Origin of the sequence: Bradyrhizobium sp. B097, assembly GCF_038957035.1 — a bacterium.
GTDB lineage: Bacteria > Pseudomonadota > Alphaproteobacteria > Rhizobiales > Xanthobacteraceae > Bradyrhizobium.
In genome coordinates this window covers 7162810-7186122 of record NZ_CP152412.1, presented here as the reverse complement: position 1 = coordinate 7186122, position 23313 = coordinate 7162810, and the positions used below count along the sequence as shown (strand labels likewise).

The 23313-nt window shown below is 60.3% G+C and carries 20 protein-coding genes; 13 read left to right on the top strand and 7 right to left on the bottom strand.

Annotated elements, in window-relative coordinates; genetic code table 11:
* Positions 1-210: 210 nt before the first annotated feature.
* Positions 211-1389, top strand: coding sequence for a Xaa-Pro peptidase family protein (locus AAFG07_RS33005; RefSeq protein ID WP_342723881.1), 1179 nt, complete (start codon positions 211-213; stop codon positions 1387-1389).
* Between the two features lie 577 nt (positions 1390-1966).
* Here the strand turns inward: AAFG07_RS33005 and AAFG07_RS33000 are convergent.
* From AAFG07_RS33000 to AAFG07_RS32990, 3 genes are all read right to left on the bottom strand, one after another.
* On the bottom strand, positions 1967-3502 hold the full coding sequence (locus tag AAFG07_RS33000; RefSeq protein ID WP_342723880.1) for a DUF2235 domain-containing protein: 1536 nt from the start codon (positions 3500-3502) through the stop codon (positions 1967-1969).
* 36 nt (positions 3503-3538) lie between these two features.
* Positions 3539-4924, bottom strand: coding sequence for a hypothetical protein (locus AAFG07_RS32995; protein ID WP_342723879.1), 1386 nt, complete (start codon positions 4922-4924; stop codon positions 3539-3541).
* Positions 4925-5547: 623 nt separating this feature from the next.
* Positions 5548-6024, bottom strand: a complete 477-nt coding sequence (locus tag AAFG07_RS32990; RefSeq protein ID WP_342723878.1) for a hypothetical protein — start codon at positions 6022-6024, stop codon at positions 5548-5550.
* A gap of 315 nt (positions 6025-6339) precedes the next feature.
* Between AAFG07_RS32990 and AAFG07_RS32985 the strand changes: the two genes are divergently transcribed.
* The 6 genes from AAFG07_RS32985 to AAFG07_RS32960 all read left to right on the top strand — a co-directional run bounded on the left by AAFG07_RS32985 (position 6340) and on the right by AAFG07_RS32960 (position 10556).
* Positions 6340-7128 carry a hypothetical protein gene (locus AAFG07_RS32985; RefSeq protein WP_342723877.1) on the top strand — a complete coding sequence of 263 codons (789 nt, stop codon included), beginning with the start codon at positions 6340-6342 and terminating at the stop codon, positions 7126-7128.
* 331 nt (positions 7129-7459) lie between these two features.
* Complete coding sequence (locus AAFG07_RS32980; RefSeq protein WP_342723876.1) at positions 7460-7930, top strand: hypothetical protein; 471 nt, start codon at positions 7460-7462, stop codon at positions 7928-7930.
* An 82-nt stretch (positions 7931-8012) separates the two neighbouring features.
* A complete protein-coding gene (locus AAFG07_RS32975; protein WP_342723875.1) occupies positions 8013-8222 on the top strand; it encodes a DUF2285 domain-containing protein in 210 nt (69 codons plus the stop codon).
* A 92-nt stretch (positions 8223-8314) separates the two neighbouring features.
* Positions 8315-8539 (top strand): hypothetical protein, encoded by a 225-nt coding sequence (locus AAFG07_RS32970; RefSeq protein WP_342723874.1) that lies wholly within the window; start codon positions 8315-8317, stop codon positions 8537-8539.
* Between the two features lie 395 nt (positions 8540-8934).
* Positions 8935-9381, top strand: a complete 447-nt coding sequence (locus AAFG07_RS32965) for a hypothetical protein (RefSeq protein WP_342723873.1) — start codon at positions 8935-8937, stop codon at positions 9379-9381.
* A 608-nt stretch (positions 9382-9989) separates the two neighbouring features.
* Positions 9990-10556 carry an XRE family transcriptional regulator gene (locus tag AAFG07_RS32960; protein ID WP_342723872.1) on the top strand — a complete coding sequence of 189 codons (567 nt, stop codon included), beginning with the start codon at positions 9990-9992 and terminating at the stop codon, positions 10554-10556.
* 66 nt (positions 10557-10622) lie between these two features.
* Here the strand turns inward: AAFG07_RS32960 and AAFG07_RS32955 are convergent, their stop codons facing one another.
* Positions 10623-11669 carry a homoserine dehydrogenase gene (locus AAFG07_RS32955; RefSeq protein ID WP_342723871.1) on the bottom strand — a complete coding sequence of 349 codons (1047 nt, stop codon included), beginning with the start codon at positions 11667-11669 and terminating at the stop codon, positions 10623-10625.
* Positions 11670-11988: 319 nt separating this feature from the next.
* On the opposite strand from AAFG07_RS32955, the gene AAFG07_RS32950 reads away from it, so the two are divergent.
* On the top strand, positions 11989-13194 hold the full coding sequence (locus tag AAFG07_RS32950; RefSeq protein ID WP_342723870.1) for a glycine C-acetyltransferase: 1206 nt from the start codon (positions 11989-11991) through the stop codon (positions 13192-13194).
* A 24-nt stretch (positions 13195-13218) separates the two neighbouring features.
* Complete coding sequence (gene tdh, locus AAFG07_RS32945; protein ID WP_342723869.1) at positions 13219-14253, top strand: L-threonine 3-dehydrogenase; 1035 nt, start codon at positions 13219-13221, stop codon at positions 14251-14253.
* Positions 14254-14679: 426 nt separating this feature from the next.
* Here the strand turns inward: tdh and AAFG07_RS32940 are convergent, their stop codons facing one another.
* The 3 genes from AAFG07_RS32940 to ehuB all read right to left on the bottom strand — a co-directional run bounded on the left by AAFG07_RS32940 (position 14680) and on the right by ehuB (position 17846).
* The gene (locus AAFG07_RS32940) at positions 14680-15861 is read right to left on the bottom strand and encodes a pyridoxal-phosphate dependent enzyme (RefSeq protein ID WP_342723868.1); all 1182 of its coding nucleotides are present in this window, start codon (positions 15859-15861) and stop codon (positions 14680-14682) included.
* A 4-nt stretch (positions 15862-15865) separates the two neighbouring features.
* Positions 15866-16891 (bottom strand): succinylglutamate desuccinylase/aspartoacylase family protein, encoded by a 1026-nt coding sequence (locus AAFG07_RS32935; RefSeq protein WP_342723867.1) that lies wholly within the window; start codon positions 16889-16891, stop codon positions 15866-15868.
* Between the two features lie 124 nt (positions 16892-17015).
* A complete protein-coding gene (gene ehuB, locus AAFG07_RS32930) occupies positions 17016-17846 on the bottom strand; it encodes an ectoine/hydroxyectoine ABC transporter substrate-binding protein EhuB (protein WP_342723866.1) in 831 nt (276 codons plus the stop codon).
* 247 nt (positions 17847-18093) lie between these two features.
* Between ehuB and AAFG07_RS32925 the strand changes: the two genes are divergently transcribed.
* The 4 genes from AAFG07_RS32925 to AAFG07_RS32910 all read left to right on the top strand — a co-directional run bounded on the left by AAFG07_RS32925 (position 18094) and on the right by AAFG07_RS32910 (position 23270).
* Positions 18094-19287, top strand: coding sequence for a Xaa-Pro peptidase family protein (locus AAFG07_RS32925; protein ID WP_342723865.1), 1194 nt, complete (start codon positions 18094-18096; stop codon positions 19285-19287).
* Between the two features lie 51 nt (positions 19288-19338).
* Positions 19339-20772, top strand: a complete 1434-nt coding sequence (locus AAFG07_RS32920) for an MmgE/PrpD family protein (protein ID WP_342723864.1) — start codon at positions 19339-19341, stop codon at positions 20770-20772.
* Between the two features lie 1186 nt (positions 20773-21958).
* Positions 21959-22618: an amino acid ABC transporter permease gene (locus tag AAFG07_RS32915; protein ID WP_342723863.1), complete on the top strand. Its 660-nt coding sequence runs from the start codon at positions 21959-21961 to the stop codon at positions 22616-22618.
* Positions 22608-23270 carry an amino acid ABC transporter permease gene (locus tag AAFG07_RS32910; RefSeq protein ID WP_342723862.1) on the top strand — a complete coding sequence of 221 codons (663 nt, stop codon included), beginning with the start codon at positions 22608-22610 and terminating at the stop codon, positions 23268-23270. Before AAFG07_RS32915 ends, AAFG07_RS32910 begins: the two co-directional genes overlap by 11 nt.
* The last annotated feature ends 43 nt before the right edge of the window (positions 23271-23313 follow it).

Below are 23313 nucleotides of genomic sequence, written 5' to 3'. Positions count from 1 at the left end.
GCCGCAGCGGCAGGCGGGTGCCAGGTTCCGACCGAAGGCACTCAAACAGAAGGCTGACGCGAAGCGCCGACGATGGCGGCCGACCGATTTGCTGCATTGATCTGCTTCGTGGACTCAGGAGTCATTTCCTGACCTCTTTTTCCTTGAGTTGCAACCGAAAGGAATCCATACTAGGTATATTAAGTATGATTCATGACGGATGATGGCAGCATGAGCACCGGTCTTCAGGTAAAGGCGGCAGAGTACGAATCCAGAATACTCAGCCTGAAACAGGCAATGGCCGAGCAATCGATCGACATGTTTCTGATAACGGATCAGGCGAATTTCGAGTATTTTTCAGGCTATAAATCACTGTTCTGGATCTCCAAGGCCCGCCCGATGGCACTGCTGATCCCGAGAGAGGACAAAGCCGCCATTATCGTTTCCTCGACCGTTGAAGCTCTGCCACTGAAGTTGACCAAAGAGGTTCCTCATTTGGTTGAGCATGTGACATACCGTGGATTCACGCCGGAGTTCGTCGACGCGGTTACCGGCGCATCTGAGCGATACAATCCTAAGACCATCGCGATTGATTACGGATTCGAGTGCTTTGGTCTCGGCTCCCTGACCCTCGTTGACGGCATCAAGGAAAAGTTCCCTGGCGTGAAGCTGATTGAGGGGGGCGATTGCGTCTGGGCATTGCGGGCAGTGAAATCTCCAACCGAAATCGAGCAGAAGAAGGCGGCCCTTGAGGTCGCCACGTCAACTTTCATGGAATGCCTCGCGGACCTGCGGCTGGGTGATACCGAGGTTGAATTTGCCCGGCGTTTGACCGTGAGAATGATCGAGAAGGGAGCGAGCTCCGTGCCATGGCTTCCGGTCAGGTTTGGTCGCGGCAGTTTTGCCTACAGCCTGCCGCCAACCGATCGCGCCCTTGCCGCTGACGACTTCATTTGGGTGGACATGGGCTGCGAGGTTAACGGATCTCTGTCCGACGTGAACCGGATTGCCAAGGCCGGCAAGGTTACTGCCGAGGAACAGGCACGCTATCAAGAGGTTCGGGCAATGACGGTGTCGACCCTCTCCAGCCTTCGAGCCGGTATGACAGGTCGCGAAGCCTACGAGGTGTTCGAGAACCACGCGCAGCAGTCGTCGCTGGGCCTGCCTGCTGCTTTCACATCCTTCGCATCCCGGGTAGGGCATGGTTCTGGCAGCAATCTGACAGAGCCACCCTCGATCTCCCCGAACTCTGATGAAATCCTGCGGGAAGGGATGATCATCCACGTTGAACCGAAGTATGAGATTGATGGCGGCGTCTACCAGGTTGAGGAGGTTGCCGTCATTACGGCTCAGGGGGCTGATATCATCACCTGTGTTTCGCCAGAGCACCTTCCCGAGGCGGCGATTTAGGACCTCCTTTTCCTGGATCGAAACCGTGACCGGATATTGAGCCCTCAACGGCACTGCTATACTGATGAGGTCGCCCCTCTGACGGCTTCTCATCTACCGATCCGAACCAGGGAGGAAACACCCGCAAACCCGCCTCTCAAGGGTCGCCGGCATTCCGCAACTGGCTGCTATGCAGGGCGGATAAAGGCGGGCGATCCGTCAGATATCACTGGTTGCGCAGGTCAGGCGCGTACCTTGCTCAATCGGTTGATCACGGTTACCTCGTGTCGCCGACAACGCGAAGTCTGGTTCGACGGGACTTTCCGCCGGATGCCGTTCCGCTGGTTTGCGCGACTCTGCCAGCCACGTGTGATCTAACCTGACGGGCGCAGCGAACCGCACGAGGCGCGACAAGGGCCGCCGCGGCAACTGAATTCCGTGGTTTGATCCCGGCAGGTATGATGCGACGCATAGACAACTGATCCAGACGGGGAGGGCGGCTGACCTCACGGGCGATGTCGGGCACCATGCACGCCGGTCTAGTTGTTCAGGCGTTTTAACACAGTGGCCTCCCAACGTTTACGGCCTTGGCCGACTCTTACGAGGGCGGATAGTTGATCTTGAACTCGTCGTGATGCCTCATGGACTCAGGCCTGTATGGGCCTTGTCCGGCACACTGGGTCACTTCGTCCAATTTGAACCGTTCCCTGACGGAAAGATGGACGCGAGCGTCATGCGGTATCTTCCGGATTTCCTCCTCCCAATTGAGGCGGCTAAGCCACCCACGGAGCCATTTCATCCAACGCGGCAATCTCTCCACGTACCCATCGATGGTGTCTCGCATCCCTGCGAGTTCGCAATGCTGGACACCGTCATGGTGAGGGTAAAGGTTCGAAGGGGTGCCAGCGCCGCCGGTGTTCTCCAGCTTGGTGCCGTTCACGAACACGGGACCAAGCGTCAGGCCGTCGGGTATGGAGGTAACCTCTTCAATCATCCAGGCGAGGGCGTTGTCCGAGAGCCTTGACTCCGCTTCGGGATAGCTACCGCCGATGTCGGAGTGATTGCCCGCGAACCACATCTGCACCAATTTGGGCGGTCCTTCGGCGTTCGGCTTAGCCGCCGGATCGTCGGCGACAGTGCCCCACGGCACTCGCTGGAAATCCTTCCGGTTCTCGTCGATCGCGTTCGCGGCACGGCCGAAACGCACGTAGACGCTTAGCAGGCGGTCGAAGTTCTCGTCCTTCCACTCTGCGTAGTGCTCGCGCGGAGGATCTCCAGGATTCGGAAAGTCGCGGATAACCTTGAGGCGCGATTGCTTCTGACGGTACATCCAGTAGCCACCGAGACCGACTACCGTGAGAGCGAGCAGACCCCACCAAGTCGGCCAGAATGGGAGCCATCTTTCGACGAGCCACGCCACAAGGAGGGCCGGGAATGCCGCAACCAAGGCAACTGTGACAGTAAAAGCCAATGCGAGTCCGGCTTGGATGACAAAACGACGAAGGCCCTTGGCCCCCAGCGAGGCCACCGTGTCGAAGACGCCGATGAAGTAGGGAGCCACGTTGGAGTTGAAGTCTCCGTCCGATCCATACTTCTCGCGAAATCGCCGAGCCTGTTCTTCGCGTTCGGCTGCGTACTGAGCGCGGGGATACCCGGCGCCATGCTCGAGCACCACTGTGACCGCCTCAATGGCGATGTCGTCCACCTGCTTTCGGAAGCGCATCAGGGGACCCGTCGGGGTCTTCGTCGGCACCCCGCATAACATGAGCAGATTCGCCAGGCTGCGGACGGTGTAGGCACCCCGACTGAAGCCGATGAGGAATACCCGATCACCGGGTTCGTAGTGGTTGATGATGAAGGCATAACAATCGGCGATATTTTTGACGATACCGTTGCCGATGACCGAACCGAGCAGTTTCTGGATGAAGCGCCACGGGGCGCTCAGGGCGGTCGCTCCGATGTCGGTGCCGAGCCCCGGGTCGTAGAATGCCACTTGCTTATGAGGATCGATGGGATTCTCTGGTCCTGTCCGCGATGCGCGATACATCTTGTAGACATTGCTGACCCGCTGCTCGGGGCGCACGCCGCCGTCTTGGCCGGTGCCGTCCGAATAGATCACAATATTCTTCGCCACGAAGGTACCCTCCAGGTCGCTTGTCGCCGTTGTGTGTCAGCTCGCTTCCGTCGCAGGCAGATCGGAGAACAGGTCGCGCAGCGGACGTCCCAGGTAAGCAGAAACCAGTTTTTGCTGGTCTGGAGACACCTTCTCGCTGCCGGAAAACAGCTTCCGAACGTCGTCCCCATCCATTTCCAGGAGACGTGCCATTCCGTCGATGTCGCGACTTGTGGCCTTGAGTGCCTCGTCCAGGTCGACGCGGCTGTAGCGTGGGCTGTAGTCGGCACCGCCGACGCTTCGCAGCAGGGAGCTGGCGACCCCACGGATTGCCGCCATCGACCGATCTGACATCAATCCCGAAACGACCGCCAGCAATGAGATGAAATAGGGGTTTAGCGGGGCGTTGCCGGCGAGCTTTCCCGTGTCCGCAAGGACCGGCACTCCGGCCTTAGCGATGATGAACATGACAATGGCCAGGACGGCACCGAACGCGAGCCGAAGGGGGTATTCGCCGAATGAAAGCGAATCCTGATCGTTGCTGATGAACGCGGCGAGGAGGCTTAGGGCGCTGCCGAGCACTCCCATCGAAATGAGCAGCGACAAGACGACCATATCGTTCGTCCACAGTGCTACGGTGTAGACGGCGCCGCCCCAGACGCTGGAGAGGGACGACAGTTCGGCGGTGATGTTGACGATGCGTTCCACGAGTTCGGGTGCGGTTGTCGAATTGGAATCACCGAAGAGCTTAGCGGCCGCCTGCTCGCGATCTTTTCGCTGTTCCTGAAGACTCGCGATCCAGCTCTCCTTGCCCTTTATTTTCGCATCGTTCGTGTCAACGGTTGCGCGGAGTTCTACGTTCTCGATGTAGCGCTTCCTCATCGCAGCAAGTTCGCCGCCGAACTGTTTCTGCAGATCGTCGCGGGATAGGAGCAATTCGAGCTGGGTCAGGAGGTCGGATACACTCGAGGAGTTTTCTGGCGCCGAGGTCGCAGAAATCGAGGCCAGTTGACCTGACGCGGCAGTCGCTTTTTGCTTCAGAGATCTGACGTCCTCGGCAAGGCGGGTAGCCTCGCTTAGCTGCTCGGCGGCGAGCACCAGATTGTTTTGCCTGTCTTTTGCGAGGTTTATCCTGTCTTGCGCGATGCCGTCGCGCAGTTTTCTGATCGCCTCAGGCCAATTTTTGAAGTCCTCTCGAAACTGATCGACCCGCCAGATCGTCAGAGGAGCTCCATTAAGGCTCAGCTCGGCGATCCGCGACTGAAACTGGGCGGCCGCAAAGAAGGTCACCGCGCTTGCCGCGGAGAGGGCGACGAGGAGTATCAATACAAAGCCGCCCAAAACGCGAACGGGCCGGAAGTCGCCGAGATAGCGTTTCACCCAACCATCGTGCTCGGGCGCGGTCTCTACTCGTGGCGTTAAAGTATCGGACGCATCGCTCATTTGGGGTTGTCCTCCGCGCGCATTTTGGCGCACATCCCGATCTGCAATTCTAGGGTGTTGTAATGAAGGTTCAAAACCACCGTGTCCAAACGCATGGGGGCAGGTGCTCAGTGAGCTGTCAAGCGCCAGCCTTCTTTTTTTTGGTTAACAGTCGCCCTCCGGTGGAGCGTCGTGCAAACCTGCCAGAGCCATCACCGCTTCTTTACGTCGGTAGATTCGAGCTCCTTCTTAGCCGTTCGGTAACCGTGCCGCTGCGCTTCGCCAGCCCGGAGAGATTATCGAACTCTCGGTCGAACCGCTCGACTTCCTCGGTGGGGCGACCACGACTGTAGGGCAGCCCAAGTTAGATTAAGCTTGTGCGGGTCAGATGGAGTTCGCGTTCGGCAGCAAAACTTCGTACGATTCGGACGGTCCGCGCGCGCACATGTGATAACGTGCGTCACAACGGTCCGTCTCGTGCAGTTGCTCGCCAACGACGTGCGGCGCGCGTAATCGGTGCGACCTGGGTACACTCGTGTTCGTTCGGTTTTTGCGCTGTCGTGGAGCATGCGTGCGACACACGGCGTCTGGCGCGGGAAAACAGCGACGCCTCTAACATTTAGATATCGGGTCGCCGCAAGGCCTCATTCTACCAACCTATTCAATGCGGCATGGCTGCTTTTTTTGCGGTGGCCAAAGCGCTGCGGACGGCAAGCGTACCTTTCCGTTTCTCTTTCGGTGCGTTCGCAACTCGTTCTGGTAACGAGGTCCTGATCAACGACCTTGCTGGCAGGGTCCTCGACACGGCGACGATCGTTGAACTCGCCGCGCGCGAATAGATCGCTTGTCTTCTGCCAGGTGGACGCCGAGGAGTTGCGAAGCCTCACCATCTCACGGGCGCGGCTGGTCAGCTTGGAAGCAAGCTCTCTCGCCGGAAACGCAAGCGGCTCGTCCCACTCGCGCACGAATGGCCATCCAACGACTTGGTCCGCCTGGCGTGTGTGAGCGATCCTAGCGCTCACAATCAGTGACGGGTCGCGACGAAGCATCCGCGCAATCAGCCGATGCATCATCAGCTTGGCGGTGTCGCCGACCACTCCCTCGTTCAATTCGCCGGTCATCCTGGGTCGCCCTTTTCCTCCGCAAATATAATCTCCGCGGCTGGTGTGCGGGAGGCTTTAGGCCATGGCCTTCTTCGGCTTACCACTACACCGTCTCGATCGTTCCGGATGCAGCACCAAATGGGCAGCATGGGTGCCTTCAGCTGTCCTGGCACTTGAAAGCTCCGTGGAGGCAAGGCATCCTCCGAATCGGCCGTCTCGCCGGACCTGCCGCGGGGTCAAAGTGGACAACTTCAGCTTTCTTGGATCGACCTTCGTATCTCAGGTCGGTGCGTAATCTGCGGACATCGATCATCGATATGACGAGGTGGATCCGTGACCGCTATTCCATTGACTGAATCGGCCCTGACGTGCGTGAAGCGCGCGGTTCGGTTGGATTATCCGAATTACAAATCATCTCATCTCACCGAGGCGATCGCAGCCGCCTGCGGATATGCAAGCCATGCCGCGCTGCGGGCCCATATGGCGGGGCGTGCAGCGGAGCGTCCGGACTTTGCGTTGCTCGAGGAATTGCCGTTCCTGCGCCGGCTCGCGGCGGTGACGGGTGTTCCGATGTCGGATGATGACCTCCGCGGCTTTTCCTTCGATCGCCTCAGCTACGAGGGCCCGGACGTGATCCGGACCGCGTCCAAGGGGGCGGCCAAGGTCAAGTACGATGGATCGAGCAGGCGGCGGGCATGGCGCAACGCGATGGTGGCCGGAATCAATGCAGGCATCGACAAGGGCTTGTTCACGCCGCGCGCCGGTGAGAACAACTGGCCTCCGCCGGACCCGAGATACGGGGACACCGGCCGCAGCTATCGGTTCAATATCGGGGACATTCCCGCCGTGGCTTATGTTCACGATGCGGGTTACGACGAGTTGTCCGTTCACGTCGCGCTTTGGCCAACAGCCGACTGCGAGCGCTGGATCGGAGTTGTGAATGCTGATTTTCGGGCCGGAGACCTTCTCGCCTCCGGCTGGCTGGAGCGGCGCGACGGAGCGTGGCTACAGGTGAGTGACAGCGCTCCGCATTTTCGTTGCCGAAAGCAGCGCCTGGATCAGGCCGCGTCTCTGGAAATCAGGCCCAAGGGCTATGCGGATGGCGGTAGCTTCAAATTCTGACGGCAGAAGCCCTTGGCTGAGATACCTTCAGCTTGTGAGGCGCCTGCCGGTGAACGGCGACCGCTTCAACTCGGCGCAGCCTCGTCGAGAGCGATTTTCGTTCGATGTGAGCGTTGATCCGTTCGTACATGGCGGCAGGACGGCGCGACCTAACTTGCAAGAATTTCCAAGCGAATACTTCTAAAATCCGAAAACGTATGGAAAGTTTCCCGCGCAAATCGTCATGTTAGGGGCCTCGCTGCCGCGCCTGATTGGGCGGGTTGCGCCTTGGCTGCGTGAGAGGCTAAGCTTTGATCAGGCCTCCCCACTCGATACGGCTGAAGGATACACGATGGATCGGCAGGCGAAGATCAATCGAACTAGAACCAGAGACGGCCGGGTCTCCGAAGTGCGCAATCTGGAGGTAAATCCGACTGCCATTCATCCCGGCTACAAGCTTGAATGGTGTGACGGCATCCTCTCAGAGACCGGTAAGCTGGAGATATTTAGGGTTGTTCCGAAATCTGGGAGCGATCCTTCTTTCGTAGCGAGGTGGGATCAGGGACCGGAGGAACTCGACATCGATATGCGCGGCGCGTCTAACTGCAGAATGAAAAGGTTCAAGGCTGAGCAGGGAAACTACAAGGGCCATCACCCGCTCCGAACTGCCGATCCAAGCAAGCGGATTTTCACCATCGACATTCGGACGCCCGAGACGATATTCGCCGGCACTGTGTCGTTCTCCAACACCTACGAAATGGCGATTGTCGACCAACTTAAGGTCACAGACACTTGCGACGCCGAAGTGATACGCCCCGGCTAGAAAACGGAACGCACAGTCGAACGACGCGCTCCGATATGACCGATGGTTAAGCCGCCGATCTACATCTTGCGGAGAACTGCAAATGCGGGAGCCACTCGATACCGCGCCGACTGATCAGACCCTAACGCCCTACGACGAAGAGCACGCCGTCACCTATCTGCGGCTGCTAGACGCCGACGCAGAAGGTGCGGACCGGCGCGAAGTGGCAGAGATCGTATTGCATATCGATCCCAGACGCGAGCCGCAGCGTGCCCGTCGCGCCTATGAGACGCATCTCGCCCGTGCCAAGTGAATGGCTAATCAAGACTACCGGCATCTGCTGCGGGACGGCCGGCCCAGCGTAAACTAGGTCATCCCGGAGGCCGGCAAAAAGGGAGATGTGACATGGCGAAAACTTGGAAGACACCAACGATCCTGCGCCTCAGCCGGATCGAACAATGGCGCCGCGAGCGATTTGAGCGCGCACTGAAAGGCGGGGACTACCGTACTGCCAAGCGTGCGGCCGACCCATACACAGCTGTCTCAGCCCGAGCGGACAGCATCGCGCTTGGCAGCATCCATCCCTACTCTGACCGCGACGGATCCGTTCTCGGCGCGGGCATGGCGTAAGATCGCGTGCGCAAGCGGTCCGGTCCATTGGACGGGTGCACGGCGATGTCGATCGCGCATCCATTCGCTAACAGAGCAACACACGCATCAGCGAACCTCGCCAGCCGGCTTGTGTGCGTGAGCGCCGACTCGCCGGTCACGCTGTTGCACCTATGGGCGCGAGCCCGAAGGCTTCCCGGAAGCCGCATCAAGAGTGAAGCGTGTGGCCATTGACTGCGGCAACTATCCGTATATAGCGCGTTCCCGACGTTCGAAGGAGGGGCTTTGTCTGACGTTTGGTACTATGCCGATTACAAGGGGCAGATCGGCCCGGTTAGTCTCCAGCAATTGAAGGATGTGCTTGCGCGCCTGTCGGAGCCGGCGAGCGCTCTCGTTTGGCGTGACGGGTTTGAGGAATGGAAGAAGGCTGGCGAGGTCCCGGAATTCAGGGCGCAGACGTTGGGCCCACCGCCGCTACCGCTCGATCAAATGCCAACTTGGCGGGTAAAGTGGTGGTGGATCATCGTCCCGTTTTTTTCCGTCGGCATCGCCAGTCAGGTCGGACGCAAGGTGATGATTTGGAATTCCGCGCAGCGGAGACGGGCAAAAGCTCAAAGGCACAGACAATGAGGGCGAAGAAGACAGCCGACGAACTGCGCGCAATCCTCATGAATGAGGTCACCAAGCATCCCGACTGGAGCCACATTGAAGGAGTGGCGATAACCCGATCATTTACCACTGAGCCTGGCTCCGCCAACTGGAACGCAGGCTTCGTTTGCGACAGTCCCAAGATGGCTCCGGAAGCTGCCTTCATCTTCGCGAGGGAGCTAGGCGTGAAATACGATCTCGACGGGGAGCCGTAGGCGAGCGAGCGCACACGAAGAGGCCTCACAGGTGCGCTTGCAGCTATGGGCGGGACCGCAGCAAGAGTGAGAATGAGATGGTGGGCATGTTCGAGGGCTGGTTTAGTTCGGCTGGTCTCGGGCTCGAGTAAGTGCGGCGGCGCCGGCCTGAACGCCAATGACGCACACTTCTCGCTGATGACACGCATATGCTTGGCCGGAAACGACCGGACGCTGCCGGCGCCGTCCCGGGCTGCAGACGATGCTGCCGCACCGGCGAAGTCGCCGCCACGCGACCATCAATGCCGACAATTGCGCGGGCCTCCAACGGCGGGCAGCCGGTCCCGAAGCGGCGGTTTTCCGGTGATACCGGTCGGGCGGAAAATGAAAGTGGTTTCACTGGCCCGAACGGGCGAGAGACTGGAGGATCCGTCGTGGCCGGTCAGGCAACCGTTCGCGGGATGTCGCCCTCAAACTGCACTCCCCGGTCGGAAAAATCGAGGCGCACGCGTACGACTGCCGGACCCTGTCAAACAGCACCGTCAGGCCGAATGGAGTGAAGACGCCGGTAAAATCCGCTATACAGGATGTGGGAGCGTAGTTGCGACCGGTAACTTAAGTCGATGAGGATGTCTCAAAGAACCCCGAAAATTGGACCCGCGATCCAGAGGGAACGCAAGCTGCGCAAGCTGACACTTGAGCAGCTTTCCGTACAATCCGGCGTCTCGAAATCCATGCTCAGCCAGATCGAGCGCGGTGAGGCGAACCCGACGTTTGCGGTCGTCTGGAGCCTGACCCAGGCGCTCGAGATCGGCTTTTCGGATCTTGTCGGTACCGGCAGCACCGCAGCAAGCCTCGACCAGATAGAGATTACGACGAGGGCGCATACCCCTGAAATTCGCAGCGCCGACGGGCTGTGCCGGCTGAAGATCCTGAGTTCTCCACGCCTCGCCGGCCAGACGGAATGGTATGACGTCGAAATCCAGTCCGGCGGCAAACTGGAGAGTGATCCACACGCGTCCGGTACGTTCGAACACTTTACGGCACTCACGCAGGGATTCGAGGTGACCTGCGGCGACAGTACGATGCGTCTCGACAACGGCGAGACAGCGCGCTACCCCGCCGACGTTCGACATCGAATCTCGAATGTGGGCGGCAAGATAGCCCGCGGGTTTCTCGTTGTCCTTTACAGATAGTTCACCCCGACGCGCGCCCCTCGGGCGGCCGGCTTCTGCGTGCCTGTTGTTGCCTGCAACACCAGACTAGCTGCGGTAGATCGCTATGATATCGGACAGCAGCGCATATGCGGTTTGAAGCGGTCCGGCTCCGGGACCAACCATCGACACGTCACCCAAAACATCTGTCCTGAAGGTAATGGCATTCGTAGCGCCGGCTATGTTCGCCAGAGGGTGACCGGAGGACAGGGCGCGCGGAGCAACCGCGGCCGTGACCGAGCCCCGTTCGTCGCGGCTTGCGGAGCCAATCAACTTCCAGTGCTGCCCTGCCCTGGACGCTTTGAGAATATCGGCGGGCTGCAGACCCGAAATTCCTTCGCAAAGGACCTGTTCTGGCGAAATATCCGCGCCCAACAGCTCGTTTGCCATGATCGCGACCTTGAGCCGCACATCATGGCCTTCAATATCGGCGCTCGGGTCCGCCTCTGCGTATCCCAGAGCCTGCGCTTCCCTCACCGCGGCGCCGAGATCCAGACCCTCTCCCATACGACCAAGGACAAAATTCGAAGTCCCGTTCAGGATACCCTCGAATCCATGAATCCCGGCCATGGCCAGTGTCTGGCTGGCCACGCGTATGACCGGCGTTCCGCTCATGACCGCACCTTCATACGCGAAGGTGACGCCCTTGCGCGCGGCGAGGGCCTTGAGCTCCTTGCCGGCGAAGGCGACCGGTCCCTTGTTGCACGTAACGACATGCCTGCCGGCCTCGATTGCCCGGCGGCAATGGGAGGTTGCAGGCTCACCATCGACAGGGTTGGTGAAGGTCGCCTCGATGACGATGTCGGCCGGCACGTCCCTTATGATTGTCTCATTCTGCGCCCTGCTGCTGCCGCCTGGATATTTTTCGAATCCGCCCGGCTGGAGCGATGTCTCTGCCAGGCGGGAGACGTCCATCCCCTCGCAGGGCACGAGCGAGCCGAACCGAAGATCCGATACGGCCGCAATATTCAGGCGGATGCCGTATTTCGAAGCCAGGCTCGCGCTGCTGTCCCTTATGAGCCGCGAAAAGGCTTTGCCGACGCTGCCGAAGCCTATCAGTACGACGTTTATTGGCGCCCGACCTTCATCTGCCATCACAATCCTCGCGCAATTTTGCGAAGCCCGGGGGCTTCAGGCGGCACGACGTCATCGAATCCGGTGCGAAGCGCACCAATCGGGATTGCTGTCGCTCGCCGCGTTCCTTTATACGGGATCGTGTCCGATAAATTGGAAAAGATCAATACGCCGGAGCGCGAAGCAGCCATCGATGATGCGGCGTCGCGCGGTACGGAACGTACAAACGGCGGAGCCTCGGGTCCCGAGCAGCCGCGAGCATGCGTATTCGCGTTGCGAGTTATCTTGACTCCTGTCCAATATATTGGAAAATTCATCATGCAGGAACAGGAGGTGCTGCGTGCCGAACGATTTCCTTGGCCATCTCAGGAATGCGCTTTCGGACATTGAGGGTGAGGGCCTCTACAAGCGCGAGCGGCTCATTGCCGGTGCGCAGGGCGGCCGGATCGAACTTCAGTCGGCGGGCGGCAACCGTCAGGTCATCAATCTTTGCGCAAACAACTATCTCGGTCTCGCCAATCACCCTGAAATCCTGGCTGCCGCCAAAGCGGGGCTCGATACGTTCGGTTTTGGAATGGCGTCGGTGCGCTTCATCTGCGGGGCGCAAACGCTGCACAGGGAGCTCGAGCAGCGGATCGCGCGCTATCTCAACAAGGACGACGCCATCCTGTTTGCTGCGTGCTTCGACGCCAATGGAGGGATCTTCGAGCCGCTCTTCGGTCCCGAAGACGCGATCATATCGGACTCGCTCAATCACGCTTCCATCATTGACGGCGTCCGGCTGAGCAAGGCGAGGCGTTACCGCTTCGCCAATGGTGACATGGACGAGCTCGAGGATGTGCTCAAGCTCGCTGAAAGGGAGGGGGCTCGATTCAAGATCATCGTGACAGACGGCGTATTCTCAATGGATGGCTACGTGGCCAACCTGGCGGCAATATGCGATCTCGCCGGCCGTTACGGCGCCCTTGTCATGGTGGACGACTGCCACGCCACGGGCCATCTCGGGCCACAGGGGCGCGGCACCCCGGCGCTGACGGGGGCGGGCGGGCGCGTCGATATCGTGACCGGTACATTCGGCAAGAGCCTTGGCGGCGCCATGGGCGGCTTCGTCGCGGCCGCTCAGCCGATCATAGACGTACTGCGCCAGCGCTCGCGACCCTACCTGTTCTCCAACAGCCTTGCTCCGGCGGTTGCGGCCGGCTCCCTCAAGGCGATCGACATTGCCGAGGCCGCTGATGACCGCCGCGCGCTGCTTGCATCCCATACGGTCAGATTCCGAAACGGTCTGGCCGAAGCGGGATTTGAACTCCTCCCCGGGGAAACGCCGATCATCCCCGTCATGCTGCACGATGCGCGCCGCGCGCAGGATATGGCCAGGGAGCTCGACGCGCGCGGCGTATACGTTGCCGGCTTTTTCTATCCTGTCGTGCCGGCCGGCAAGGCCCGCATTCGCACGCAGATGTCTGCCGCCCTGACCGACGCCGACGTGACGCTTGCCATCGACGCATTCAAGGACGCCGGCAGGACGCTCCGTCTTATCCAATGAAGCCCGAGGATTGAGGACTGCAAAATGAAGGCACTCGTAAAGGCCAGGCCAGAGCCGGGATTATGGTTGCGCGACGAACCCGTGCCCTCGATCGGGCCCGATGATGTCCTGATCAAGGTCAGGAAGACCGGGATCTGTGGCACGGATATTCATATTTTTGGCTGGGATGACTGGGCACGCCGAACGATACCGGTGCCGATGGTCGTAGGCCATGAGTTCGCGGGCGAGATTATCGAGATCGGTCCGGCTGTCCAGGGTCTTGCTCCCGGCCAGCGGGTTTCGGGAGAGGGCCATGTCATCGCAATGCACGGTCGCGCCGCCCGCAGCGGTCGCTTCCATCTTGACTCGCAGACCCGGGGCCTGGGCGTCAATATCCCGGGCGCATTTGCAGAATATGTAAAATTGCCTGCATTCAACGTCGTGCCACTGCCCGACGATATCGACGACGATCTGGGGGCCATTCTCGATCCCCTGGGAAATGCCGTGCATACGGCGCTATCCTTCGATCTCGTCGGCGAGGATGTGCTGATCACCGGCGCCGGGCCGATCGGCATCATGAGCGCCGCGGTCGCGCGACATGTCGGTGCCCGCCATGTCGTCATCACAGACGTCAATCCGGCCCGCCTGAAACTCGCAGCCGAAGCGGCCGATGTCGTGCCCGTTGATGTTTCAAAGGAAGACCTCGCGTCCGTGAAGGCGCGGCTAGGCATCAAGGAGGGATTCGACGTCGGGCTTGAAATGAGCGGGGCGCCTGCCGCCTTCGAAGATATGGTTGAGCACCTCGTCATGGGCGGAAAGATCGCCATGCTCGGCATTCCATCCAGACCGTTTGCAGTCGACTGGAGCAGGCTTGTTTTCAAGATGCTCACGGTCAAGGGCATCTATGGCCGGGAAATGTTCGAGACCTGGCATAAAATGCTGGGCATGCTGCAGAGCGGCCTCGATGTGCGGAAAGTCATCACACACCGCCTGCCGGTGCGGGACTTCCAGCTTGGCTTCGAGGCAATGCAAAGCGGAAGCTCGGGGAAGATCGTCCTTGACTGGACGACGAAGCCCTGACCGTCCCGGGAATGGATCACGCGCCGGCCGGCACACCGATCTCTTTTCCGGTTTCTTCAGGATCAATCGCCGCCATCATGGCACAGGAATTTGGCCCATGATGGCGGCGTCTTTTTGTGATGCTCCAGCGACCGAATCTTCCCTCGCCGTTCGAATATGCGAGACCGCAGCCGCAATTGCCAAAGGCTCGCGATCGTGTGACGCGGAGCCGACACCTGTCATGCCTGCCGGCGATCACGATGGAAGCCGTCCCGCGGCTCAGGGCTTGCCCTCGCAACAAGGCTTTCCCTGACGAAGGAACCGCCCGTGGCGCCTGTTCGCGTGAGTTCACCGCCGCGCGCTGCCCGTCGGTCGCCGGTCACTTGGCCATACGACGCTGCCAATGATCGCGCTGCTATGTTGCAAACGCGCAAGAGTGCCTATCCATTAAGCGGAGACAAGGGACGGGTTGACGGGAACCAGCCGCTCGTCAATTCGGGCGCGCTCCTTGTAGCCATGGGATGTGGCAATCAGCACGACACGTGCATCCGGCGTAACCTTTCCTTCGCGGATCAGTTTGCGCAAACCCGTGAGCGTGGCGACGCTTGAAAGCTCAAGATACAGGCCCTCTCTTGCGAGCACACTCTGGTCGGCAGCCACCTCAGGCTCGTCGACGGCGACTGACGATCCGCCTGCCAGTTCGAGCGCCTGTAACGTCTGCCAGGTAACCGTATTGCCCCCGATCGACCCCATGCTGGTCTTTTCCGGGAAAGCGCCGACCATCCCGTGGCCCGAGAGCGCTTGACGGATTCGTGGAAACGGCTCGACCGCGTGAACCCTGGGTATTGACCGCACCAGACCGGCATCCGAAAGATCCCTGTATCCCTTTGCGATTCCCCAGATGAGATCTCCGCGTGATGTCGGGACCACTATGTCTGTTGGCGGGTGATGCTCGAACTGCAGATACAGTTCGAATGCGATGGCACGATAGCCGTCGACACCGAAGGGGTTACTTCCGACAGGGGGGATCAGGTAGTTTGTGACCGGATACCAGTCGCCGGCCCGGGCGTGGCGTGCAACGAGTCTCCACCGCTCGTCCGATCTTTCGGTTGCGACGATTCGTGCGCCGTGCAGCTCGATGGCCTGGCGCCAGTTCGGGCTGATCTCGGGCGTGGTGACGACGACGCATTCCAGCCCGCTTCGTGCCGCATAGGCGGCCACCGATACCCCGGCATTGCCACTCGAGGCGACGGCGACGGTTCTGGCTCCGACATCAAGGGCACGCCGGGCGACCATCCCGCCCATTCTGTCCTTGTGGGAGCCGGTGGGATTGCCAAACTCGTTTTTCGTATGCAGCGCCTGTATGCCAAGCACCCTGGCGAGACGCGGCAGATCTGACAGCGGCGTGTTGCCTTCACCGAGCCCCGATGCATCCGGGTACGAGAGCCAGTCACCAATCGTTGCAAGGTCCAGTGACGACGGCCAGCTGGTATAGTGCGGTGCAACGCTTGCGGGCGTGCCTGACTCAAGGCAGGCGGGACATCCTTCCACATAGTCCGCGACCGGATGGGTGAGCTGACACCGGACGCATGTCATGCCGGCGATTCTTGGATTTAACTTGCCGGGCACCGGATCACCCTCGTGTCTGCGAGGATGCGATATCCTGCATCAGTTCAAACAGGCAATCGCCACGCTTGACCAGGGTCGGGAAACGTTTGCTGGCAATCAGGCCGGCGCGGCCGAAGTGGACCTGTTCCGGATCATTGTGTGGCCTGTCGATCGAGTGAATCAATCCGGCGAGCTGACCTTCTGAAACTTCTTCGCCAAGTCTTGCAAGGGGCTCGAACAGTCCATCGGTGCCGGCATAAACCAGCAGGTCGGTCGTCGAGCTCTCCATCAATCGAACCGGACCGGGTTCTGTGACATCGTATCGCGGAAGCACACCAATGTGTTTGAGGAGCCTGAGGACGCCCTGCTCTGCGAGCTGTAGCCCCGATGGATTGAGCGTCGCCCCGCCACCCAGCTCCGCGGTGAGCACGGGTGCGCCGGTGCGCTCGGCCGCGGCCGGGAGTGTGGTGTTCCCGCCGCCCCCGCTGCCGTTCGTCAGATAGCCGATCGGGGCGCCGAAGACGCGCAGCAGGTCGACTAATTTCTCATGGTGCTGCGCCGTCTTTCCCGGACGGATGAGGGCGCAGGGGATGTAGTCAAGCGAACGACCGCCCGCATGAAGGTCAACCACGAGATCGGCCATCGGGAGCAGGACCTCCGTGACATAATGGGCAATCATTTCGGTGGCCGTGCCATGTGCGCGTCCTGGATAATGACGATTGAGATTGCCTTCATCGACAGGTGAAACGCGGCGACCGGCCTGGACAGCCGGGAAGTTGAGGGACGGAAGTATGATAATGCGTCCCCTCAGGTCAGCTGGTTTCAACTTCCGCGCAATCCGCATCAGCGCGATCTGGCCTTCGTACTCGTCACCATGGGTGCCGGCAATCAGCACTGCCGTTGGGCCGTCGCCGTTCTTCAGGCAGATTGCCGGTATCGCTATCCAGCCGTAGGCGGAGGTATCGGTGGAAATAGGCAGACGCAGACAATCGACCTGCTTTCCATCCCTGTCATAGCTGATCGGCGACCAGATACGCGTAGAATCAGACATTTCATATCCTTCAGGAGAAGTGGATTAACTTATCACGGGTAAGTGGGACGCGTGACGGCGCCGGGGATTCTGACGATCCTGCAATCCGCGCGCGAACACGACGTCCCCAGGCAATGCAGCGTCCCTATCTGCAATTCGGGTACAGCTTCTGTGCGGTGAGATCCGCCGGGGCGACCATGGAGGCCGCAAATCCATAGCTGGCGAAAATCTCTTTTACCGTTCCATCGGACTTTCGCGCATCCAGGCTCTCGTTCCAGAGATCGCGCAATCTGGCGTCGTCCGGCCGGAATGCGATCGAAGCATAGTTCGCCGCCCGGCGCCCATTCTCCACCAGTCCGGTGAACGGCTCCGCAAGCTCGATCTTTCCTTTGAGACCTGGCTGTCTGACGGTGCTGATGGCAGTTGCCATCGATTGCGTGTCCGCGTCGATACGGCCGGCGAGCAGGGCAGCGATCGATGACTGCGTGTCCTGGAACAACACCATCCGGTCCCTGGGAATGCCGGCCCTGATGGCGTTTTCTGAATTCGAGCTGCCCCGACCGCCGCCCATGCGCAAGGTCGGACTGTTTGCCACATCGGCGTAGCTGTGGATGTTACGCGGATTGCCTGCCAGCACCATTACTCCATCACCGATGACGAGGTCGGGATTGCTGAAAATCACCTGCCTGCAGCGCTCGTCAGTGATCGCCATGCCTGACGCGACGATATCAATTCGCCTGGACAGAAGACTCGGGATAAGGGCGCCGAAATCCACAACCACGAAGTCAACTTGCCTGACACCGACAGGTCCAAGTATCGCCCTGACCATATCGGGGCCGACACCCGCAACCTTCCCGTCCGCGCCAACATAACCCCATGGGGCCTGGTTATGGATGCCGACGGTGATCCTGCCTTCCTTGACAACACGATCGGTGATCGACTGCGCAACCGCCGACAGGGTGCTCGCCATCAGCATTGCCGCCACACTCCCGGCCAGCACGGCTCGTCTGGAGATCTCTGAACGCCCCATCTTTATGGTAAGCCCGGTTGACGATGGCTTGATCCTATACTAGGTATGCCCACTATGTCAATGATCCGTCCCCGCTGATGCCTTTCGGCAAGGTTTCGCGTTTCGGCGGCAAGGCGGGGCCTGTCCGACGTTCAGGAAAAAGAAGCCCGGTAAAGAAAAAGAGCCAGCTAGAAAACTAAAAAGAAGAGCCGCAATGCCCAAGGTTTGGCCCTCGGTCCCTCCCAAGCCACTTCCTCCAGCGCCGCCTGTGCCGGCCGCGGAGCTGGAGCGTCGTCGTGCCGGCGTCCGGGCGCAGATGTCGAAGGCTGGTATCGACGTCATTGTTCTGAGCGACCAAAAGAACGTCGCCTATCTCACCGATTATCGATCCCTGTCCTGGTCATATCACGCACGCCCGGTCTTTGCGGCCATTTCGGCTGATGACATGGTTGTGTTCGGAAGTCTCGCGGAGGCCCGAACCGTCGAGGTGCGTGCACGCAGCTTCTCCAGCAGGTATTACGACGGGTACCTGCCCGAGGCAGTGGCGGCGATCTCTGCGTGGATCAGCGAGAGGGTGTCCGGGCCTCGCAGGACGGCGCTGGATTACGGGCAGGACTTCTATGGGCGCGGATCTCTCGAGCTCGTCGAGGCGCTTTCGGAGTTGTCGCATGACGGTAAGCCGGTTTCGGCTTCGCAGATTCTGTGGAGCGTCCGCGTCATTAAGTCTCGCTTCGAGGCGGAGTTGAAACGGATCGCGTTCGAAATCGTGAACTCGGCCTTCGACACCGCGCTTGCCTCCGCGCGCCTCGGCATGCCGGAATACGAGCTTTGCCAGATGGTGCAGGCGCAGATATTCCTCAACGGCGCCGAAACTGCTGATCCGATCGCAATGCTGTTCTCGAAGGGCGATTTCTCCTATGGCCGTCCCGCATCCGACCGGCGGCTGGAGGCAGGCCATTATATCTGGACCGACTTCAGGGCGACGTATGGCGGCTATCCCGCCGATCGCAACAGGATTGCCCGAGCAGGCGAGCCGGAAGCGTGGGAGGTCGACGTCTACGGCAGGGTCCGAGCGCTTACGGTCGATCTGGCGGGGGCGGTCAGGCCGGGGATGAGCTGCGCCGATCTCTATGCCCGGTTTGAACGGATGTGGATCGATGCCGATCTGGGCCCGCTGTATTCCAGGGTCTCGCGGATCGGCCATGGCGGAGGTCTGGATGTGACCGAGCCACCGTCGATATCGCGGGTCGATGCAACCGAGATCCGCCCCGGCATGATCCTGCATCTTGAGCCGAAGCTCGAGCGGGAGGGGGCGGTCTTCCAGTTCGAGGAGGTCATCCTTGTAACCGATACGGGATGTGAATTTCTGAGCGCCCTGTCGCCCGAAACCATTCCCACCGTCTGCTGATTGTCGCCACCAGACGGGCACTAATGGAGGCAAAGAGAAAGAGTAATGCCAATGGCTGTCGAAAACGTCGAGGTCCCGCCCCGGTTCGAGGACATCCTGTTCCCGCGTCATCCTGTCCATCAGGACGCGGGCAGGCTGGCCAAGTTCCTGACTGATCTGGAATTCACTAGCCTGCCGGCGGACGTGCTTCACACTGCCAAGCGGGTGACGCTCGATACGATCGGTTGCATCGCCACGGGCGCTGCGACGCCGCTCGGACGCAGCATCCTTGCGGCATACGGTGGCGGTGTGGCGACGTCCGGCTGCTGCATTCCGGGCACCGAACTGCGGCTGCCGCCTTCTCTCGCGGCAAAGGTCGCATCCTGGCTGTCGGATGTGCTCGATTATGAAGACGTGGCCTGCGGGCATCCAAGCGCAACGGTCATTCCGGCAGCGCTCGCTGTCGCAGAGCATCTGTCCGCCACGCCGCAGCGATTTCTGGCTGGCGTGGTCGCCGGTTATGAAGCCGGGCTGCGTGTTCATGACGCGACGCGGGCAGGCCCGGAGGCCTACCGGCGCTTTGCGGTCTACCATGCCTGGCACGGCGTGGCCGCCGGAGCCGCGGCGATTGTTGTTGCCGGCGGCACTGAGGCCCAGGTTCGTTCCGCACTCGGGCATGCCGCGGCCAATACCAACGTACCGATCTGGTACGTCCAGTACGGCAAACCGGCGCATGCGCTGAAAGCGAATTACGGCCAGATGACACTTGGGGGAGTCGACGCAGCGCTATGCGCGCGCCAGGATATTCTGGGCCCCTTCGCAATGCTGAGTGACCCGGAACGCGGCTTTGCCCACATCATCGGATCGGACCGTTTCGATCCCGCCCAGCTGTCGGCGGACCTTGCACAGAGGTGGCGCATCAACGAACTGTCGATCAAGCCGTTTCCCAGCTGCGCATTCCTTCACACCTCCGTCGATGCCGCAACAAGCGCCGTGAAGGATCAGGACGTTGCCCTGGATGAAATCGAGTCGGTTTCCATCAGGTGCTTTTCGCGCATCACCGAATGGTTCTCGGACGCCGCGCCGGCAACCGATATCGACGCGCAGCTCTCGGTGCAATATGTGACGGCGATGGGATTGATGGTGCGCGATCCGGGACGGCACTGGTTTGCGCCCGAGATGATGGACAATCCAGTGGTCAGGGAGTTGATGCGCAAGATGACCGTCGAAATCGATCCGGTCGCAGAAAAGGCGTTTTGGGACGAAGGCCGGTACAAATCCTCGGTCCGTATCCGGATGAGGGATGGCCGGACTTTCGATGCGACCGCCGACTGGGCTCCGGGGCACTGGCGCCGGCCGTTCAGCGATGCGGATGTCGAGCGGAAGTTTTTGAGCAACCTTCGCGGGACGCCCCTCGAACCGAAGGGCGACAGGATCGTCGAGACGGTCATGAAGCTCGACCGTGCGGACTCGATGGCAGAGCTGTGCGGGCTGTTGCGGGCCTAGGGAGGATCCGGAAAAAGCGTGCAGCGGTTTTCCGGACAGATCATGTCTGGACGGGGAGCTGAAGTCCGATGGAGATTCAACCTGATCTCATCGCGCCTTAGCATGTTCAGTGCTGTGGAAAACGGGCAGGCGAACGATCTCCAGCGTTCAACTGACGCTCACCTTGCAGGGCGCGTCGATGACGAGGTGACATTCACCATGTCAGTCCGCGCCTTGGCTGACCGGTCGCGCTTCACGCAGCAGTCCTGACGTCGATCGCTTCAATGTCTGCCCGAAAAGCGCGCGGCACCATGCACGGCGAAATCTCCGCGGGAAAGAGATGCTGATTCGAACAGAACCCCGTTTCGCAACGCTCCAGGGGGCGCTTGCAATTCACCGTGGCGATCAGTCGCATGCCGGCATGATCGAATGACGGCGTCCGGGCTTCGAACCGGAGAGCCCTGTTTGTTTTGATCGAAGAATGTGCTCCTGCTGCTGCAGGATGTGCAATCGCGGAAGACTTTCGTCGCAGCGACGGGCCGATGCCGCGTTCCTGACCGGCGCGGCGATGGATGAGGCAGCAGGGGGCACTTTTTGATCGCCCCGAGCAGTTCCTGGCAAACTCATCGTGCAGGGCTGATGACCCATCGCTGCGACGGCCGGGAGACAGCCGTTCTCCATTAGCCTCACAGGACGTTCAGATCCTGTTGACATATCGTGTATACCTGCCCTAAAAACTACGAAAATGTGAACGTGGGGGCGCGACAAGGTGTTGAGACAATGCGTCGGTAGAACTGCGTTCCGTTTCGCTGCGGACGCAAGGCCGGAATCACCATCGTCGTCCGGATCAGGTACATTGAAGATCGGATGAGAGCCCCGCTGGTGCGCCGGTTGTCATGGAGATCGCCCGGCCTCCTGCGACAGCCGTGATTGCCGGCGCGTTCCGGATCCAAAACGGGGCTCACGCTGAAGGTTCAGCAAGCGGGCAGCATGCCGCAACTAATTTCCGCAGGACGTTTCGAAAAATGCTCTCACGAAGTCCCGGCAGGGCGGAAAGCCGGGGAACGGCAGGACGAACTGCGCAGGACAACGAACTGCGCCGGGTGAGGACGGCGAAAAATCGCTCGGGAGCATGCGGGTGGCGGGAGCAGATCGTCCGGCGGATGTTCACCAGTTGCGATGGCGGCAAGGTCACGGAGCAAGGCGAATGAGTTTCCTCGATACCCTGATGCGCATCTATGAAGGTTTTGGCATCACCGCGATCGTCACGGTCCTTGGTCTGCTCTACGCTGTACCCTTCGCGCTGTTTGCCGGCACGCTCCAGCATTTCTCGACGGGGGCGTCCCGCTGGATCGTCACCGCCATTATCGAGTTCTGGCGCAGCTCTCCGGTCATTGTCCTGCTCTATGCCTTCTACTATTCGCTGCCTGCCTTCGGCATCTATCTTTCCGGCATAACCGTCGGGGCAATGGTGCTCGGGCTGAACACCGGCGCCTATGGCAGCCAGTCCGTTCGGGCGGCATTGCAGGCCCTCGATCGCGGGCAGTGCGAGGCCGGGCTGGCGCTCGGCATGAGCCGCTTCGATGTGCTTCGGCTGGTCGAATTGCCCCAGGCAATAGCAGTGATGATCCCGACCTTCGTCAATGAGGCCATCCAGTTGATCAAGGGCACCGCGCTGGTTTCATTGATCACGCTGACCGACATGACCTTTCGTGCAAAGGGGCTGTCAGAGCTCAGTTACAATCCGGCCCAGATATACTCGGCCCTTCTGGTGGCCTACCTGATCATCTGCTATCCGGTCACCATCTTCGGGCGGCATCTGCACGCATCACACGGAAAGACCCGGGGGCGCGTCGATGAGCTTTGATGTCGCCTTTGCTGTAAGGATCGTTCCGCAAGTCCTCGAGGGAATCGGAAACACGATCCTGGTTGCCATTCTCAGTTTCATTGGCGCGACCCTTCTCGGGTTCATCTGGGAAATGCTGCGCCGCTCCAACAGGTTCGTGCGCCCCGTCGCCCAGTTCGTGGTTGACGCAATTCGATCGACGCCGGTCCTGGTTCAGATCTACTTCCTGTTTTTCGTCCTGCCCTTCTACGGGATCGTACTGCCGGCCCTGCTTGTCGGAGTCTTCGGACTGAGCTTCTACTTCTCGGGCTACATATCGGAAGTCTTCAGAGCAGGTATTGACGCGGTGCCGCGAGGGCAGGGCGAAGCTGCGCAGAGCCTGGGTCTTGGCCGGCTTGATACGGTGATCTTCGTGGTCGCACCGCAGATGCTGCGTAACATCGCAGCGCCGCTTGGGGCCTATTCGATCTCTATCCTGAAGTCCACGCCACTACTGGCGGTCATCGCGGTTCCGGAGATGCAGGGCAGCGCGTTCGATGTGGCGTCCGAGACCTACCGCTACGCCGAGCCGATGTTCGTGGCGGGCGTTCTTTTCCTCATCATGGATCTGGTCGCGGTTGCCGTTATCGCGAGCCTCGAGCGGCGCTTCGGGCTCATCGCCCCAACTCGTTAGAATAGAGCAGAAATGCATCGGGAGTGACGACATGGCGTCTGAT

Excerpts from the sequence above, each read along its gene's own strand:
- AAFG07_RS32955 (WP_342723871.1), bottom strand. The coding sequence starts at position 11,669 with ATGGCAGATGAAGGTCGGGCGCCAATAAACGTCGTACTGATAGGCTTC.
- AAFG07_RS32990 (WP_342723878.1), bottom strand. The coding sequence starts at position 6,024 with ATGACCGGCGAATTGAACGAGGGAGTGGTCGGCGACACCGCCAAGCTG.
- AAFG07_RS32970 (WP_342723874.1), top strand. The coding sequence starts at position 8,315 with ATGGCGAAAACTTGGAAGACACCAACGATCCTGCGCCTCAGCCGGATC.
- AAFG07_RS32980 (WP_342723876.1), top strand. The coding sequence starts at position 7,460 with ATGGATCGGCAGGCGAAGATCAATCGAACTAGAACCAGAGACGGCCGG.
- AAFG07_RS33005 (WP_342723881.1), top strand. The coding sequence starts at position 211 with ATGAGCACCGGTCTTCAGGTAAAGGCGGCAGAGTACGAATCCAGAATA.
- tdh (WP_342723869.1), top strand. The coding sequence starts at position 13,219 with ATGAAGGCACTCGTAAAGGCCAGGCCAGAGCCGGGATTATGGTTGCGC.
- AAFG07_RS32925 (WP_342723865.1), top strand. The coding sequence starts at position 18,094 with ATGCCCAAGGTTTGGCCCTCGGTCCCTCCCAAGCCACTTCCTCCAGCG.
- AAFG07_RS32995 (WP_342723879.1), bottom strand. The coding sequence starts at position 4,924 with ATGAGCGATGCGTCCGATACTTTAACGCCACGAGTAGAGACCGCGCCC.
- AAFG07_RS32935 (WP_342723867.1), bottom strand. The coding sequence starts at position 16,891 with ATGTCTGATTCTACGCGTATCTGGTCGCCGATCAGCTATGACAGGGAT.
- AAFG07_RS32975 (WP_342723875.1), top strand. The coding sequence starts at position 8,013 with ATGCGGGAGCCACTCGATACCGCGCCGACTGATCAGACCCTAACGCCC.
- AAFG07_RS32910 (WP_342723862.1), top strand. The coding sequence starts at position 22,608 with ATGAGCTTTGATGTCGCCTTTGCTGTAAGGATCGTTCCGCAAGTCCTC.
- ehuB (WP_342723866.1), bottom strand. The coding sequence starts at position 17,846 with ATGCTGATGGCGAGCACCCTGTCGGCGGTTGCGCAGTCGATCACCGAT.
- AAFG07_RS32960 (WP_342723872.1), top strand. The coding sequence starts at position 9,990 with ATGTCTCAAAGAACCCCGAAAATTGGACCCGCGATCCAGAGGGAACGC.
- AAFG07_RS32965 (WP_342723873.1), top strand. The coding sequence starts at position 8,935 with ATGGAAGAAGGCTGGCGAGGTCCCGGAATTCAGGGCGCAGACGTTGGG.
- AAFG07_RS32920 (WP_342723864.1), top strand. The coding sequence starts at position 19,339 with ATGGCTGTCGAAAACGTCGAGGTCCCGCCCCGGTTCGAGGACATCCTG.
- AAFG07_RS32915 (WP_342723863.1), top strand. The coding sequence starts at position 21,959 with ATGAGTTTCCTCGATACCCTGATGCGCATCTATGAAGGTTTTGGCATC.